The sequence below is a fragment of the Bacteroides thetaiotaomicron VPI-5482 genome (genome assembly GCF_000011065.1).
Taxonomy (GTDB): Bacteria; Bacteroidota; Bacteroidia; order Bacteroidales; family Bacteroidaceae; genus Bacteroides; species Bacteroides thetaiotaomicron.
The window spans coordinates 2,033,820-2,052,160 of sequence record NC_004663.1; the positions used below are offsets into that span (position 1 = coordinate 2,033,820).

The window sequence follows — 18,341 nt, forward strand, 5'->3', positions numbered from 1 at the left end:
ATCATAATAATGCAATCTCTTCTTTCATAACATTTTCATAAAAAGGAGTGACAACTTTCCCCTATATTTTTTAGGTAGAATAAAAGGGTTTATTAAAATACCTGTTTCTAATTCTATTTTATAAGGAGGATCAGTAATATTCAACTCATCTTCTGTTGAAACAACTTTTTTATCTACTAAAATCAAAGAGATAAAAGTCTCAAATTTCACTACTCAAAACTTCTTGCCAAAACAAATATTTATAAATGTCTTCACCAAAATCTTAAAATCAAACCACCATGAGCGATGTTGCAAATAAAACAAATCATATCGGAGACGACGTAACATTTTATCCATCGTATCTGTGTACCCATTGTATAGCGTAGCATACGAAGTTACGCCCGGTCGTATCTGATACAAAAATACGTAACGAGCATCGTGTTCCATTATCTGATCTATGAAATATTTCCGTTCGGGACGAGGACCAATAAAAGCCATATGTCCACAAAAGACATTCCAAAGTTGCGGCAATTCATCTAAATGATGTTCACGCAAAAACTTACCGACTTTAGTCAATCGTTCATCTTTCCCACCCTTATATAGCGCAGGACCCATTTTTTCCGCATCCAAACGCATACTACGGAACTTATAAATATAAAACGGACGTCCGAAACGTCCGATACGTTCCTGCCTGAAGATAGCCGGACCACCATCTTCCCGTTTCACAGCTATATAGCAGGCTAAAAATAATGGAGAAAAAATAATCATTAATATTCCCGCAATCATGCAATCCCCCACCCGTTTTACATTGCGCTCAAAAGCATTCATTCCGTCAGGAATGAAAGTTGTTTGTTGTTCCATAAATTATTAATTATAGTTTGGTTAAAGATTATTTTCTCAAAGCTTTTTTATACAAGATAGCCCGTAAAGAATTGGGCATCATCCTGGTAATCACCCGTATAAAGACATTATAGAGATATTCAGAGAAAGTTATGAATTCTAAATTTCTCAGCAGATTCTGAAAACGTAGTTCCGTAGTCACATATTTTAAGCCACCTCTTCGTTTAAACATAGCTGATGAAAAACGAAAATATAATAAGCTCTCTTGGATATTATAAAATTTCGCACCATTCTGTAGCATACGTATCCATAGATAATAATCTTCAAAAAGAGGGAAATGCTGATATCCACCAGCTGCTAATACAGCTTGCTTACGAAACATGATTACCGGATGATTTTCTGGATTACGCTTCTTTGCAAATTGACAAATATCATCATGAACTTCAGGTAATTTTCTTGTAGAAATAATATTTGAAGTAGTTTCTTCAAACTCATCAATCCATGCTCCTACTACATCCAATTCCGGATGCTCCTGAAAAACCCTTATTTGTTTCTCAAAACGATTAGGCTTGGCTATATCGTCTGTATCCATTCGGGCAACTAAATCGTAGGAGCAATGCTTTAAGCCTTCATTTAGAGCTTTACCAAGTCCTTGATTCTGCTTTAAAGGAACAACTCTAATCTGAAGATATTTAGCAGTATATTCAGTTATTACATTTTCCAACTCAGGCGTAAGCTCTCCATCTTTCACCAATACAACTTCTGCTAATTGTAAACTTTGATTAAAAAGGCTATCTATTGATTGTCGGAAATAATATGGAGATTCGTTATAATAAACGGATAATAAAACGGAAAACATTAATTTGAATTCAGATTTATGATAAAGTTTTTCTTAACAATAAAGAAAGTGATATATATATACTCTTGAATAAAGGAAGTATTTTTAATGCCCTTAATGAATAATGTTCTTGATAAACTTGATATATCAAAGGATGGTTTAATCTCAAAAATGCCTTACGAGTAGAATTTGAATAGAACAATAAATACATAGCATCTATTTCATCTCGTATTTCCTGATAAAAAGATTCTTTTTTCAATAAATGATCAATATAAAAAGCTGCTTGAAGAGTTTCTTCCGCCAAAGTAACAGACCTCTGATGTGAAGCAGAAGAAGGGTATTGAATATAATTATATAAAGCTTCATTGATTATTTTCACTTTACAAGAGCGTGCTACTAATTGCATATATACTGTTGCATCTTCACCAATCCTGAGATGACAAGGAATATACATAGGTTCATCAAACAACTCTCTCCTATATACTTTTGCCCATAGCTCCCAACCATATTTTCCCCTCAAAACTTTTTTCAAATAATCAATCTTTTCTAATGTTACATTTGCTTCTTGCTTTAACACTTTTTTATTTTTTCGAACCACATGATAACCAGCAATCACTATATCAACATTCTTTTCAAAATGACAAATAAATCTCTCTAAGAAATCTGAGACTAACGTATCATCTATATCTAGAAAACTAATATATTCTCCTTGTGCCTCTTTTATTCCTCTATTTCGTGCAATAGCAACTCCTTGATTATTCTGGCTATACACAACAAACCTAGAATCACTTTTCGCAAAAGACTGAAGTACAGAAAGTGAATTGTCCGTACTACCATCATTGATCAAAATTGCCTGCCAATCAGTATATGTTTGCTTTAACAAGGAATATAAACAAGCAGAGATATAACGTTCTCCGTTATACACAGGAATAATAAAAGAAATAGTCATCTTAACTCAGCTATATATTTTTTAGAATGAATCTCATCGAAATAGAAATAAGCAATAAGAAATATCACTGAAAAAGTCATTTTATTAAGTCCAATAGTTACTGCTTTACATTCCAATAAAAATAAATATACGATTATTAAGAGCTTATAGAAAAACATATTAAAATGTGAAACACGTTGAATTTTATTATATTTAATCGGAGCAATAAGTATTAATTGATAAATAATAAGTAGTATATATCCCCCAATTCCCCAGTAAAACAAATTCCGCAAAATTCCAATATCTATATGCTTGTAATATGCACCTGTTATAGTATCTATAAAACTTCCACTACCATACAATATTTCTTCTACAGATGTAGACACTCGCCACATTTCTTCCAGCCTATCGGTAGATGAAGTGGAAAATTCATCATTATAGTACATTTTATAAAAAGGTTCAAAAGCAAAAGGAAAAACATTATCAACTAAATGTTCAGTCATCGAAGGAAAAAGGAAATAAATACATAAAAAAAACAAAATAACTCCCAGTAGTATTTTTAAAACGAACATTAATTTAGTCCTGTAACTTAGTTGATTAGAAATTATAAAAAAGATACCTCCTAAACAAGCCCCAACAAATCCAGTTCGTCCAGCAAAAATAGTCCCCATCAATAATAGTATACCAATTAATGTACTTTTCATATTGACTCCACTGAGCAAATAACGTTTCACAAAAACAATATATATAAGTCCATAAGCAAGCCCCAGACTCCATCCTACTCCTGAAGAAAGAGCTAATCCACGTACACCTCCTCCATAAGCATCTTGTAAATCATGAGCACGACTAAAATAAAGAATAAAATGTGCAAATGATGGTATAGACATAGCTATCAATTGAATAATAGATTGTACTAGAAAAGCCCATATAATAGTTTGCTCTATTTTTAACGTGGTATATTGTTTCTGATATTTTAAATAGATAATAATGAAAATGCCACAAATGAAATGAAACATTTGAGCAATCAGTACTTTAATATACTCTAATTCCATAGTCAAATGCAAGCAACTATAAAAAACAGCGATACCTATAAGAAGCCATTGTGATATAAATATTCTTACAATAAAACTGTTTTTCAATTCTAAAAGCAAACAATATCCCCATTTTTTTTTATATAAACAACAAAACATTAATGGAAGAGCTATAATTACAGAACTTGTCAATGGTCCTATCACATAAAACGAAAAAACATAACAGAACACAAGAACAATATCAACTAAAGGAATCGTAGATGATATATTATTATTTATTTCCATTTTTTAATTATTCTCTCTATACACGACATGACATTAAAACAAAACAACATTTTTTTTGAAGCCACCCAAAGAGCTATTTTCCAATACCATGACATACCGGAATAAGAAAAGATATAACGATTAGCTGAAGAATATAACATATTCCTTTTTTTTTGCAATTCACCTTTGCTGCCCAACAATAGGTTTAATTTAACAGTAAGCTTCATAAAGCACAAGTCTTCCCCAAATGTTTTGAAACATTGATTAGTAAGAAAAAAAGATTCAAGTAATTGAATAGAAGCAACTAAATTTTCTAAAGATTTCTCAGTAACACTATATGTATATGAACTCACATTATGATGAATATAATGATAAAGTGCTTCAGGAATATAATCTATTTTAGTAGCATGAAAGCATAAAGGAATGATAGTAGATACATCCTCCCACATATTGATACCTTCGGGAAAGTCTATCTTCGTCCGTTCATAAAGACTTTTAATTACTAATTTATTCCAAGTACCACAATGTAATTCTCCTCTTAGCATTTTCTTCACACACTTTTCTGATTGTTGCGGAAATAATTGTTTTCGTATTGTAGAGTGAGCAACATAGTCATCAAAGAAGTCACACCCTACAATATCCGCACTTGTTTCAAGCGCCTTTACCAATAATTTTTCATACATATTCTTCTCTACCCAATCATCACTATCACAATATATAATATATTGTCCTGTCGCATTCTTTAAACCAGTATTTCTCACTGCTGATATACCCCTATTCGTCTCATGTTCTATTATTTTAATCTGTTCGCGACGTTTTGGATACTCCTCCAATACATAATGTAAAATATCCATACTATCATCTGGAGTACAATCATTCACAAAAATAAACTCTATATTTTCCAATGTCTGCTCCATCAAAGAACGTACACAACGCTCAATATATAACTTTACATTATAAATCGGAACAATTACACTTATTCTAACAACATCTACTTCCAGCATTGTGAGTTACGCTTTTTCAAACCGCTTTATGATATATAAAAACTTCAAGAGTAATGAGTGAAAACAAATTTCTATCTTTCTTTTCCACAACCCTGGACATCGTTTTTTTTCTTCTTGGTTGATGGATGTAGGGTACTCCCCACTCCAGTCCTGATCTAACAAGTGAGGAAGCACGGCATACAGTTTGACCCCCTTCTTGCGAATATAAAACCAATCATCAGCAGTAATAAAAGGTCGCTGTTCTATCAACAAAGAAGCTGCTTCTCGATTTATAATGTAAGCATGGGTCAAAAAGGCATCATATACACGAGCTAGACAATAATGTTGTTTAATTGTCTTTGTACCCAAGTACCAATACCAACCAGACAGAAGTATGACACGGGGCTCATCGGTATTCAATAGTTTCTCAATCTCAGGAACAAGAGTATCAATATTATGACGAATCACGATATCATCTTCCAAAATCAGTGCATATTTATCTCTTGACTCCACTAATTTTCTATAACATTTCTGATGACTAAGCGTACAGCCAATTTCTCCCGGACGAACCTCTTTTACATATCTTTTACAAAAAAGCTCAGTATCAAAAAAAACATTTTTCTCTCTTTCAGTCATCCCTCTAGCATCCACAGCTTCTACAAACTCAGCAGATAAAAAGAACATTTTTTCAAGCTGCTCCTGCATATACTTTTTACGGTCAACAGATTTTTTTAGATTTATAATATACGCCTTCATTACTATTTTATAATATAATGAATAATTTCATCGTTTCCCATTATTCTATAGATTGATGATTCGGTCTATAATAGATTCGTTGCGCCCTTTCCAAAAGAGCTTTTTTATTACCTTTATTTCTTTTATATTTAAGTTCTTTTTCGATTCAACAATTTCTAATAAAGCTTCGAAGCTATATATACGTATTCCTGGAGTATATATTTTATAATCAAAAGCCAAATCCCTGTTAAAAGTACAATACTCTTCTTCGTCAAAAGGAAATAGCAAAATTTGTTTATTTGGTATCAGCATATAATCATAATAAATTGAAGAATAGTCTGTTATTAAGACGTCAGTAAAAGGCAAAATTGGATATATATCACAAGAAGAATCAATTATCCTTAAATTTGAATAACTCACTAACATATCTAAGTTTATTTCCGTATTTGGATGTAGCCTAAACAAAAATAGATTATTGTTTTTAATACAGAGTTGATTCAATCTGTCGAAATCAATAATCTCTAGTATGTTACGTTTATCCTCTCTCCAAGTTGGCATATAAATATATACATAAGAATAACTTGCACAATCCTCTATTACATCCAGTTCCTGCTCTTTATTATATCGTTTAAGAAATTCTTCTATCTGATCATGTGCCCATAATAAAATTTCATTTCTTGGATACATAGCCTCTATACATCTATCTTCCGAAATTCTGAAACACTCTGTAAAATGTTTAGTCATTAAAGGAGAGGTTGATAAAAACAAATGAGGTCTGAAAAATAAATATGGGTAAAGGAAGCGAGATTTAAGACTATTCGGATTATACTTTTTTGCCAATGGACCAAGCTTACATTTAAATTCAACATTCTTAATACCCACGCCATGCCATAAGTTTACTCTTTTTGTCCAACCAATAGTCCAAGGATTTATATCTGAAACAGAAAACGTATAAATATAACGTCCAGCTATTAATGAATAAAACAGCCCCTTCAAACTCCAAAGATAAAAAGCCTTATATTTTAAAGAACACACTTGTGCAACCTCTTCTTTAGACTTTGAAATCCAAATACAATTAATATCTGCCGCCTTTTCATTTAGCTTATAATATAAATATTTTGCATTATTCTCTCCTCCAAAGACCCAAATGGTTGAAATACGGGGAAAAACATAAGATACAAGTAAAATAAAGTATCCTAATAAGTGTTTGATAACCAACATCATACAATTTTATCTTTTTACATCAACAACCTCACCTGTCATTTCCGATAGCAAAGTATTTACTGATACGATTGCTACCACTTTCGGTTCTAATAAAGTATCTTCCGGTTCATTTCCAAAATTCTGAATACGCATAGGGGTCTTAGTACGTTCTGGGTTGATGCAATTCACACGAATACCATATTCAAACCACTCTTCACTCAAAGCTTGTACAAAGTTTACAATAGCAGCTTTAGACGATGAATATAAACTATACAACGCCCTTCCGCGTGTATAAGAGCTAGAAGTAAAAAACAACAACGATCCTTTACTTTCTTTCAAATAAAAAAAAGATTCTTTTGCAACAATAATATTACCTAAATAATTTACATCAATGCTTTGATGTACCGCTTCATAACTCATATTCGCCAAAGGCTGTTTGTCCAATATACCAGCGGTATTAACGATCCAGTCAATCCGTCCTTCCTTATCAAATATTTCAGATAAAACTCTCCTTACACTTTGACTATTCGACACATCCACTCCTGTAGAACGACTGTATACATACAACGACGTTTTATATTCCCGACAAATTTCACAAATATCTTGTCCGATACCATACGTACCCCCAAAAACTACAACTACCTTTCCTTGTAGTTCCTCCATTTCCGATTTTTCCAATAAAGTGGGCTGGTTCCTAATGCTACGCAATTGAAAAAGTTTATCTAAAAGAAAAATATCTTCTTTATATGTCAACTTCATATTAAATTGCTCTCCATTGACTACATAAATAGATTCATCAGGCAAATATTTTAAAACTACACCACAGTCATCAGTTGTTTTAAACAAGGGATCAAGCAAAGCTTTTTCATAAGCGGCTTTTATAACAGAACGTTTAAATGCCTGAGGTGTTTGTCCATTACGCAATAATATGCGTGAGGGTATTTTGACAATCTCATTATTATCATCTACTTGAATAATAGTATCCGTTGTAGGAATTGCTACATCAACGGCATTGTAAGTCAACAATGCACGGATGCAATCGTTTATAATCCGCTCATTGACAAGAGGACGAACTGAATCGTGAAATAATAAGTTCACTTCTTCATCATAAGCATTGATAGCTGCCAAACTAGAGTGGTATCTTTCCTTTCCCCCTAATAATATTTTTTTTAGTTTATTGAAAGAATTCCTCAACGAAATATCTTCTACATCCCTTATATAGTCTGGATGGACTACAACTACAATTTCATCTATCAAAGAATGATTTTGAAAAACAGTAATAGTATGTTCAATGACTTTTTTACCTGCTATTTTTAAAAACTGTTTAGGTATATTCTCACCCAATCGTTGTCCGGAACCACCGGCTAGAATTACTGCTATATTTCTCATTATAAAATATTACTTATTTTTCAATCTCACAATCATATTTTGCAAAAAACACATCTCCTCAAACTTGAATATCTTGGAAACTACCAAATAATAGACCACACCAATAAGAACGCCTGAGAGAAGTTTTAACACAGAAGAAATAACGAAATAGGTTGATAACCATACACACGCTCCCATACTTAAAGCTAACAATAATACTGGAAATAATTTCTTTATCTCACTGGTCAATGTTACATTAGAAATTATACAAGTATATCTTGTAATTACAAATATATCTATAAATGAATAAATAACGACTCCCCAAGCTATAACATACAGCCCAAAAGGAATAGTCAACAGAAGAATCGAAAAAGCAATTATCTTTTTAAAGACTTCTGCCTTCAGCGTATAGTCCGTTCTACCTTTAGCATATAAAAAGTGATTATTAATGCGCATTACAGGATCCCACATATATGCAAAAGACAAAATTTGTAGTATTGGAACTATCCCTGACCATCTGTCTGTCAAAACAACTTTAACAAAAGGATCAGCTAACACAGCCAAACCAATCATCAAAGGGAAAACGACATAACATGCTGAACGAATATACCTCAGAAAATAGACCTCCAACTCTTCATCACTATCTTGTATAGTGCAAAGAACAGGGAACATAGCTTTATACATCACATCTGTAATATTTCCTGCCGGAAAAGCCGCCAAAGTAGATGCCCTATTATACAAACCAAGATCCCCAGAAGTCATTTTCTTCCCAATTGCCAAAGAATAAAGATTCGTATACAAAGTATGTAGAAGACCCGACACTAATAACTTACTTCCAAATGAAAAAAGAGATTTGAAACTATTCCATGAGAAACACCATAGAGGATACCATTTAGATAATAACCAAAGCAACAATACATTAAAAAAATTATTCAACAAACTTTGCATCACCAAGGACCAAGCGCCATACCCATAATATGCTAAACTGACCCCTAAGACTCCACTTAAAATTACTGCCGTTAATGAAGCAACAGCTTGCAACCTAAAATTTAAGGCGATTGAGAACTTTGCCCTTTGCACTACCCCAAAAGAATTTATCACTACATTCAACCCTACTATTTTTGTAATCAAACATAACTGAGGCTCTGAATAAAAAAGAGCAATATAAGGAGAAGAAATGTAAAATACAAGGTAGAAGAAAAGACCGATGCCTATATTAAAATAGAATACAGTAGAATAATCAATCTCTGTACGGTTCTGCTTCTGTATCAACGCATTTGAAAAACCACTATCAATAAAACTCTGCGCTACAGCAAGAAATATACTCAACATAGCTATGAGTCCGTAATCTGATGGTAATAGCAAGCGAGCAATAATAATACTTAGTACAAACTGAATACCTTGAACTGAGAAACGTTCAATTGCACTCCAAAAAACGCCCTTTGTGGCTTTATTTATAAGAGAAGACGACATTTTTATTCTATTGTATATTAAAATAACTTCATGAGAAAACTCAAATTTTATTTTTCCTCAAACAGTTAAATATATTCCTCCCCATCAATATCCAGCTTATAGTACCAAAAACAAATAAAAATACAAATAGTAAAACATAAACTTTCAAACCTAATCCTGAAGCTTTCAATGGAACAACAGCCGGTTCCACCACTGCAAACACAGGTTTTTCCTCTTGTACTTTAGCCCTGGCAACCTGCAGCTGATTGGCTACCTGACTATATACTTGATATGCCAAACTCATGTCATTCTGCAAACGTTCCTGCTCAGCACGTACACTCTGAAGAATTAAATTATCATGTGTATCCACATATTCGGCATAATCTTTTTGAGTAGCATAATATTCCTGCTTCCTCTCTTCAAACAACTTCTCCAGATAAACACAATCTTCTTTTGCTTTTGAAGTACGATAGCCTATGATATGTTCTTGTAAACGATGAACGACAGAGTCTGCTATAACCGCAGCTATTTTAGGATTCTGCAAAGTAACGCTAACATTGGTGATAGCCGTTTTCTTATCAATAATAGCCGTTATATTCTTTTTTAGCGCATCAATCTGATCTTTCTCTTTCTCAGTTAAGATAACCACCCCACCCTGTTGTCTTTCACCAAATAGTTCTTCTTCATCAGTAAATAAAGATTTCACTCCACTAATAAACATACTGGGTAAACCTATGATATAACTCCACCAAGGGGAAGATTCTGTCATTAAATAACCAGATAGTGTTTTTGTTTCTCCTTTATCTACCATAACCTGCATATTCAATAACTCCAACAAAAAAGGAGTAGAAGATACAATATCTGATGACAGGGAAGCATTTAATGCATCAACACCCCCTCCCATACTAGCACTCCCACCTAAAAAAGAGGCAGCTAAGCCAGTCAACCCACTGTTTCCTTTATCATTCCCCATTTCCGGAGAAAGAGTTACAGTGACCGTATATCTTTTAGGGATACTCACCCCTACAATAATACCAATTAACAAACCAATGGTAGCTGCTTTATAAATTTTCTTACGAATTGCTACAATTTTACGAAATATATCCAATAAATCAATCTCCATATCTTCCAGTTTCCTTTCTACTGATTGTTCTGACATAAATCTTATTTTTTTATCAAATTGGCAATAGAAGCAACCATCATTCCCAATGTACTAAACGTAGTAGCATAACCCAAAATATTACCAATATTAGCCTTCTTCTTAGCTTTACTAGGCACAATAATCTCACAGCCCGGTTCAATCTGTTTCTTGCCGCTACCCTTAACCTTCGTTACCTGACCATTCATATATACTATGAACTTCTTACTCTTCTTCGCATTATCAGAATAACCACCGGCTTGATTCAAATAGTAGTCTACATCCTTGCCCTGCATATAAGAAACCGTATTCGGAACCATGACAGCACCATTGATAGTTACGGTATTATTATTATTAGGTATGGAGATCACATCTCCTTCACGTAAGACAAGATCGGCATTACTTTTAGGATTGCTCAAGGCTTTTTCCAAATCAATTCCAACCGTAAAGGTATCTTCGACACGAATACCCAAAGAGTCAATCATGGCCTCGCCCAATTGCCTGCTCATAAGGCGAATTACATCACCCATACGTTTCTTCTCACTAGCGTTAGCCACACGGGTCAGTTTTGCACCACGCAGATAGGCATAATTGGTCGGACCACCGGCTTTATTCACCAAATCGGAAAGACGTTCCTCACGGCTGGTCATGGCGTAATTTCCTCCGAAAAGGATTTCACCTTCAATGGCTACATTCTGTTGTGCCTGATAGCCAGGACTACGACGGACATAAACTTCATCATAAGGCTGAAGGATAAAACCGGGCTGACCGTCAATGACAAAACCATCCTTTAAAGAGAAGGTATACATCTGACCGATCGTATCATTATCCGCAGTACTACGAGGATTCTTGATTCGTCTTGATACATCAATGCGAACAGTAGAGGCGGCTTCTTTCAAGCCACCGGCCTGGATGATCAGATCCTCAAGTGTCATGTTATCAGCATAAGGATAGGAATCCGGTTGGGCAACCTCACCGTGAACTGTGACATTGCCACGATCTTCCAGGTCGTGGATACTTGGGATGTAGAGGATGTCATTCTTCATTAGGGCAAGGTTCGGCGAAGTGCCGTCCATGATAGACCTGATGTCTATTTGAACAACTTCACTGGTCAGGTCCTCACGCTGGCGATAGAGGACAGCACGATTCAGAAAAGCGTCACCGGTCAGCCCCTGAGCTTCATTGACCAGTTCGCGGATCGTATTCAATTTACCGCTGAGCTGGTAGATGCCGGGGCGGTAAACTGCACCACGGATTTCCAGTTTGTTTGTGAAGCGGTTAAGGATGGCTTCGGCTGTTACAACATCGCCGTTACGCATTTTATAAATGCTGTAATCTATATCTTTGACTGTGTTGACTTCGTATTCCTCACCATTCTGACGGACGACACGTAATGAACGGGTGTAGGCATCGGCTTCAAAGCCGCCGGCATATTTGATTAAAGTGGCAAGGTTCTCTTCTTTCTTCATTTCAAAACGCATAGGACGTTTTACCTTGCCGCTGATCTTTACCAATACATCATAAGCGGGAACAATCACGACGTCACCTTCCTGAAGGCGGATGTCATCCTGTGTGTTGCCTTTCATGATAAATTCGTAGACGTCGATGGTGGCGATATTCTTTCCGTTGCGTACTAATTGAACGTTTCGGAGGCTGCCGATATCACTCACACCGCCTGCACGGTAAAGCGCATGGAAGACGGTAGAGAAGGAAGAAAGGGCGTAGGTACCCGGCTGCACGACTTCTCCCATCACATTGATCTGGATAGTACGGATATTACCTAAAGTCAGACGGATGTCGGAAGTTGGATCGGTCGTGTTGTTCAGACCGTTATATATTTTATTCAGGGCGTTCTTCAGATAGTCATTGGCGGCAGAGACTGTCATACCGCTAAGGTTGACAGGGCCGATCTTCTGAATGTTGATAGTACCTTCAGGAGAGATTTGCTGGCGGATCGTGTTCTGGCTCGCACCCCAGATATCAATGATGACTTCATCACCGGGACCAAGACGGTAATTGGTAGGAGTGGCCAGATTAACACTGGGTTCAAATGTCAGGTTACGGGTATTGAAGATGTTGCGCCCGAAGACCTGATCGCCACGGGCAAGGTCCTGAGTAGTCGGATGATCCTCCAGCATATCAGAAGTATTCTCCTTAGTCTCTTCACGAAGGCGGGATTCGTTGATGTCCGTGCCCGTTGATTTCGAGGTGTTTACATTGTTCTGCTGCTCGTATAGCTGCTTCACACGCATTGCCTGTTCTTTGGTTACCCCCTTACGGGCTAGTTCGGAAGCAAGCTGCTTCTGTTCCTTGCCTTGGCGGATACCGTCCTTTACATATTCCAGTACTTGTGAATCACTCATGGACTGAGCCATAAGCGAGCCACTTCCCAGCATCAAACAGAAGAGTAGAATGCTAAAAAGTCTTTGTATTTTCATTGACAAATAAAAAAGTTTCAGTTGATTTCACACAGTTCCTGCATCCCGTAACAGACGGCAGATAACTGTTGCTTAAGAAGAGAAGGGGGAAGAACATCGAGAAGAGACAGAGAACGGGTCAAAACAGCCTGTTTTCTTTCTTCGTCTTCCGGATTGGCGTACATCGACACATTATATCCCTGAAGGATGGCCAAACACAGGGTAGCATCCTGTTCCGGTGTCTCCCCCCGTTGAGAATATAAATCGTTTATCTTTTCGTGGATGGATCGTTGTAATGCTGAAAGATCATCCAAATACACGCAGCCTGCACTCCCCCCATCAGGAAGCAGCATACGTACCAAACTTAATAAACCCTCTATGTTTTCTTGTAAAATAATAGCATCCATATCCCTTGGCCTAAACAGCCGCCATAATCGGCTCTACATAACCGACAGGCATATCAACACAGGCGCATCCCAGCATATTCAAGCGAACAGCAATCTTACTTCTGCCATCCACATTAACCAGTTCGCCAACAAGACCCGTCAACGGACCTTTAATCACGCGAACCTTTTCGCCACGGGCCAAAGGAGAACTGTTCATGCTTATCGATTCTTCCGAATAATCAAGCATGAAACGGAAACGAGCCATCTGCTCGTCAGGAATTACAGCAGGACTACTCTCACCGCGCATCACCATGTAACGGCTGACAGTAGAAAAACTCAGGACTTCCATGCGTTCCTTAGGATCGGCGTGTACAAACACCATCATAGGAAGCAAGACGGAGGTGACCAGCTTACGACGATCGCTCCATTGGTGAAGTTCCTGTTGAACGGGAACGAAATTCTCGATTCCCATCTTGTCCAAATGCTCGGAAACCTTCTTTTCATGGTGCATCCGAACCAAAGCAACATACCAGCGTTTTGAGTGTGCTACGCCTTCCCCTGTCCCATTAATAGGCCCAGCATTTAGTGATTTCTTTTTTCTTAAAATCATATTTTTTTACCCCATGTTTATCCGTTACTTCTTAGGTAACGAACAAACATAGGGAAAGCTAAACAGGGAACTTTTTTCAACGAAACGATGAAAAGATGACTATAAACTTGGAAATAGAGCAGATGTGAAGGTGTTTTTCAAAAATTAGAATAAAAAAAAGACATAACACGAATATTGCAATATTCATCAGCTATGCCTGCATTTGATTCATTTTCCGAAAATAATTTCATTTTTGTTTGCGTATTTTCATAAATATGTCCATCTTTGCGCCATGAATCATTCCGTTACCTAAGAAGTAACGCACACCGATAAACACTGTATATCAAGCTTCTAAATCAGATGCACTGACCTACTCCGCACCGCTTTACGTAAGACAAATTCATCCGGTTTACCTCCGTACGCTCTTTCAGTTCAAAGCCTTTCAGATAAATCTGCGTAGTCTTGATGGACTTATGACCAAGCGACTCGCTGATCATCTCAATAGGGACACCACGGTACTTGGCAGTAGTAGCCCATGAATGACGAAGCGTGTAGGAAGTGACGGGGAAGTTGAGACGCAGCCGCTTTGCCAGAGACTTCAGGCAGTAGTTGAATCTTCGGAGAGCGGACTGGTATTCACGGTAGGCTCTCTCATCCTTCCTTTTCTTATCACCTTGAAGAATGCTGAAAAGGTAGTCGGGACAACCGGGACGGGGAGACTGTCGGTTCCGGAGCTGGTCGAGCATCTCCTTTGCGCTGTCCAGAACCTCAACGCTCATGGGAGTCTTCGTCTTGACACGATTGTAGCGCAGCACATTGCTGTCAAGAGCGGATTTCTCCAGATGCGTCAGATCGGCGAAAGACATCCCGCAGAACTGGAACATCAGAGCGGCAATAGCCTGGGTACGGCGGAGACGATCAGACTGGGGATCTTCATAAAGAAGCCTGCGAAGAGCGACGACAGGAAGCGCCCTTTTCTGACGCACGTCCACCCCCGTATAGACCTCATGGAACAGGCGGTGGACATAAGGAGCACTACCCGCCTCCACACCCCGATTATAGATACTCCGAAGCATACGCATATACGTGGAAATCGTATTGGGCTTCAGACCACATTCATAAAGGTGCTGTTCGTAACGGCGAAGACGATCACGGGTGACTTGACGGAAAGACACACTATGGACACCACAAAACTTGCTAAAAGAAAGAAGGGCGTTCTGATAGACGTGCGCTGTAGAATAGCGGCCCTCCTCTCGCAAACGGCCGATATAGATATCGGCACATCGACTAAATCCATTTTTATTCATTATTTACATCACTAGTTAGATTACACGATACAAATTAAGATGAATAAACGAGAAGTCTTAGTTTTATGTTGTTTGACATTATTAAAATAACTAAAAAAGGCTTCTAACATACATTTATGTCAGAAGCCTCTATCAATATAACTTTGAAGAAAACTTAGTTTCTCAAATCCGATTATCCATTTACCTTTTTATAATCTTCCAAAAATTTCTTCAATCCCGAATCAGTCAGCGGATGATTCAACAACCCTTTGATAGCACTCAACGGACAGGTAGCCACATCTGCTCCCACCTCCACACACTCGATGATGTGCTTCGTATTGCGGATAGAAGCCGCCAATACCTGAGTCTTGTAATCATAGGTGCGATACATACGTACAATATCACCAACAAGTCCTACCCCGTCTTCGCAAATATCATCCAGACGTCCGACAAAAGGCGAAACGTAAGTCGCTCCGGCTTTTGCAGCCAGCAATGCCTGTCCGACGGAAAATACCAATGTACAATTGGTCCGGATTCCTTTTTCTGTAAAGTACTTGATAGCTTTGATACCATCGGCAATGCAAGGCACCTTGACAACGATATGCGGATTGAGTGCGGCAAGCTCTTCCCCTTCGCGGATCATCCCTTCATAATCCGTTGCTATTACTTCCGCACTTACGTCAGCATTGACAATCTTACATATTTTAATGTAATGTTCACGTTGATTCTCCGTACCTTTAATGCCTTCTTTCGCCATCAGCGAAGGATTGGTAGTCACTCCGTCAAGTACTCCGAGGTCATACGCCTCCTGAATCTGCTCCAAATTGGCTGTGTCAATAAAAAACTTCATAATTCTATTTTTTAATGGTTAACTATCTGGTAGTCAAAGATAAGAATTATTTCTCATCTTTCCTAGATCAGGCAATGGTTATTGCCGGATCGAGGTAGACATCCTGAATAGCGTTTAATAATTCGACACCCTTATTCATCGGCTTCTGGAAGGCTTTACGTCCACTGATCAATCCCATGCCACCGGCACGCTTATTGACAACTGCTGTAATGACCGCATCACGCAAATCGGAAGCCCCATGAGATTCTCCACCGGAATTGATCAATCCGACACGTCCCATATAACCATTTGCCACCTGATAACGACAGAGATCAATCGGGTGTTCCGATGTGAGTTCCGTGTACATGCGTTCATCTGTCTTTCCGAAACCAATCGCTTTGAAACCACCATTATTGGTAGGAAGTTTCTGCTTCACAATGTCCGCTTTGATGGTAACTCCCAAACGGTCAGCCTGTCCGGTAAGGTCGGCAGCAGCATGATAATCAATAGCTCCTTTCTTGAAATCGCTATTGCGCAAATAACACCACAGAATGGTAGCCATACCGAGTTCATGGGCATATTCGAAAGCCTCAGCAATCTCTACCAATTGGCGGCGACTCTGTTCCGAACCGAAATAAATGGTTGCGCCTACTGCTACGGCTCCCATATTCCAAGCCTCTTTCACCGTACCAAATAATACCTGATCGTATGTATTCGGATAGGTCAGCAGCTCATTGTGATTCAACTTTACCACGAAAGGTATTTTGTGCGCATATTTACGTGCGACTGATCCCAAAATACCAAATGTAGAAGCTACTGCATTACAGCCTCCTTCGATAGCCAGCTTCACAATATTCTCCGGATCGAAATAAATGGGATTCGGTGCAAAGGATGCGCCGGCTGTATGCTCGATATCCTGATCGACAGGAAGAATGGACACATAACCCGTATTTGCCAGACGTCCATGCCCTAAAAGGGTTTGCAGGCTGTTCAATACTTTAATGTTTCGGTCCGAATCAATCCAGACTTTATCAATGGTATCCGGTGAGGGTATATAAATCAACGACTTATCAATGGTCTTACAGGTATGATCCAGATAATAACTGGTCTTATCTCCTAATAAATCAACTACTTTACTCATAACTTTATTTTTTTAATGTATAACAATTTATATACAGGCGATGAAGCCTGCTATTTTTTCTTCCCCTGATTGGCTACCGCTTCCATCAGCTTACGAATTTCTTCCGGATTGCCCAGGAAGTAATCATTGGCAACATTCAGGTTCTCGTCGAACTCGAATACATAAGGAACGGCAGTAGGAAGATTCAGTTTGATGATATCTTCATCAGAAATATGTTTCAAATGCTTAATGATACCTCGCAGACTATTGCCATGCGCGACAACCAGCAAGGTATGCGCATCTTTTAAAGCCGGGAATATATCCGACTCCCAGTACGGCATAATACGGTCGATGGTATCTTTTAATGATTCGGTACGCGGCAGTTCCGCATCGGATACTTCGTGATAGCGATAATCGAAACGCGGATTTCTCAAATCGCTTTCGGAAAGCGGATTGGGAGCTATATCATAACTGCGACGCCAGATCAGCACTTGTTCTTCTCCGTATTTCTCGGCTGTTTCCGCCTTATTGAGTCCTTGCAAATCGCCGTAATGCTTCTCATTCAGACGCCAGCTCTTCTCGACGGGAATCCAGTCCAGATTCATTTTATCAAGCACGCAGTTCAAGGTTTTGACTGCCCTTTTCAGATAAGAAGTATAGGCTTTATCAAAGTTGAAGCCATATTCCCTCAACGTGACGCCTGCCTTTTCCGCTTCGGCAACTCCCTTTTCCGTCAGGTCTACATCCGTCCAACCTGTGAAACGGTTTTCTTTGTTCCAAGCACTCTCTCCATGACGAAGTAATACTATCTTTTTCATTCTTAATGGTCTCCTTTCTTCTTTTTATATATACAACATTTTGTTTCTCTACAAAGTTCACGAAAGAATCAGCAGGTATCAATACCTAAAAGTGATGGTTTATTGAAAAGAATTCAATAGAAATGACTATTTTTACG

17 protein-coding genes are annotated in these 18,341 nt (G+C 37.7%); all 17 read right to left on the minus strand.

Going from position 1 to position 18,341, the window contains the following annotated elements:
- Nucleotides 1–213: 213 nt before the first annotated feature.
- Nucleotides 214–840 carry a sugar transferase gene (locus BT_RS08335; protein ID WP_011107913.1) on the minus strand — a complete coding sequence of 209 codons (627 nt, stop codon included), beginning with the start codon at nt 838–840 and terminating at the stop codon, nt 214–216.
- A gap of 28 nt (nt 841–868) precedes the next feature.
- Nucleotides 869–1,678, minus strand: a complete 810-nt coding sequence (locus BT_RS08340) for a glycosyltransferase family 2 protein (protein ID WP_011107914.1) — start codon at nt 1,676–1,678, stop codon at nt 869–871.
- Between the two features lie 16 nt (nt 1,679–1,694).
- Entirely contained in the window at nt 1,695–2,606 is a 912-nt protein-coding gene (locus BT_RS08345; protein ID WP_011107915.1) for a glycosyltransferase family 2 protein, read from the minus strand.
- Entirely contained in the window at nt 2,603–3,901 is a 1,299-nt protein-coding gene (locus BT_RS08350) for a hypothetical protein (RefSeq protein WP_011107916.1), read from the minus strand. The genes BT_RS08345 and BT_RS08350 overlap by 4 nt, the downstream gene beginning before the upstream one ends.
- A complete protein-coding gene (locus BT_RS08355) occupies nt 3,892–4,884 on the minus strand; it encodes a glycosyltransferase family 2 protein (protein WP_011107917.1) in 993 nt (330 codons plus the stop codon). Before BT_RS08355 ends, BT_RS08350 begins: the two co-directional genes overlap by 10 nt.
- Before the next feature lie 6 nt (nt 4,885–4,890).
- On the minus strand, nt 4,891–5,619 hold the full coding sequence (locus BT_RS08360; protein WP_062694757.1) for a glycosyltransferase family 25 protein: 729 nt from the start codon (nt 5,617–5,619) through the stop codon (nt 4,891–4,893).
- Between the two features lie 45 nt (nt 5,620–5,664).
- Nucleotides 5,665–6,822, minus strand: a complete 1,158-nt coding sequence (locus BT_RS08365; RefSeq protein ID WP_011107919.1) for a CDP-glycerol glycerophosphotransferase family protein — start codon at nt 6,820–6,822, stop codon at nt 5,665–5,667.
- Nucleotides 6,823–6,828: 6 nt separating this feature from the next.
- On the minus strand, nt 6,829–8,190 hold the full coding sequence (locus BT_RS08370; protein ID WP_011107920.1) for a bifunctional cytidylyltransferase/SDR family oxidoreductase: 1,362 nt from the start codon (nt 8,188–8,190) through the stop codon (nt 6,829–6,831).
- Between the two features lie 9 nt (nt 8,191–8,199).
- Complete coding sequence (locus BT_RS08375) at nt 8,200–9,642, minus strand: lipopolysaccharide biosynthesis protein (protein WP_011107921.1); 1,443 nt, start codon at nt 9,640–9,642, stop codon at nt 8,200–8,202.
- Nucleotides 9,643–9,682: 40 nt separating this feature from the next.
- Entirely contained in the window at nt 9,683–10,780 is a 1,098-nt protein-coding gene (locus BT_RS08380) for a Wzz/FepE/Etk N-terminal domain-containing protein (RefSeq protein ID WP_011107922.1), read from the minus strand.
- Between the two features lie 5 nt (nt 10,781–10,785).
- Complete coding sequence (locus BT_RS08385) at nt 10,786–13,197, minus strand: polysaccharide biosynthesis/export family protein (RefSeq protein WP_062694753.1); 2,412 nt, start codon at nt 13,195–13,197, stop codon at nt 10,786–10,788.
- 17 nt (nt 13,198–13,214) lie between these two features.
- Nucleotides 13,215–13,583: a UpxZ family transcription anti-terminator antagonist gene (locus BT_RS08390; protein WP_011107924.1), complete on the minus strand. Its 369-nt coding sequence runs from the start codon at nt 13,581–13,583 to the stop codon at nt 13,215–13,217.
- A gap of 10 nt (nt 13,584–13,593) precedes the next feature.
- Nucleotides 13,594–14,172, minus strand: a complete 579-nt coding sequence (locus BT_RS08395; RefSeq protein WP_011107925.1) for a UpxY family transcription antiterminator — start codon at nt 14,170–14,172, stop codon at nt 13,594–13,596.
- A gap of 335 nt (nt 14,173–14,507) precedes the next feature.
- The gene (locus BT_RS08400; RefSeq protein WP_011107926.1) at nt 14,508–15,458 is read right to left on the minus strand and encodes a tyrosine-type DNA invertase cluster 3b; all 951 of its coding nucleotides are present in this window, start codon (nt 15,456–15,458) and stop codon (nt 14,508–14,510) included.
- A gap of 172 nt (nt 15,459–15,630) precedes the next feature.
- Nucleotides 15,631–16,287 carry a fructose-6-phosphate aldolase gene (gene fsa, locus BT_RS08405; RefSeq protein WP_011107927.1) on the minus strand — a complete coding sequence of 219 codons (657 nt, stop codon included), beginning with the start codon at nt 16,285–16,287 and terminating at the stop codon, nt 15,631–15,633.
- Between the two features lie 67 nt (nt 16,288–16,354).
- Complete coding sequence (locus tag BT_RS08410; RefSeq protein ID WP_008763387.1) at nt 16,355–17,407, minus strand: class I fructose-bisphosphate aldolase; 1,053 nt, start codon at nt 17,405–17,407, stop codon at nt 16,355–16,357.
- Between the two features lie 50 nt (nt 17,408–17,457).
- A complete protein-coding gene (gpmA, locus tag BT_RS08415) occupies nt 17,458–18,204 on the minus strand; it encodes a 2,3-diphosphoglycerate-dependent phosphoglycerate mutase (RefSeq protein WP_011107928.1) in 747 nt (248 codons plus the stop codon).
- Nucleotides 18,205–18,341 lie beyond the last annotated feature (137 nt).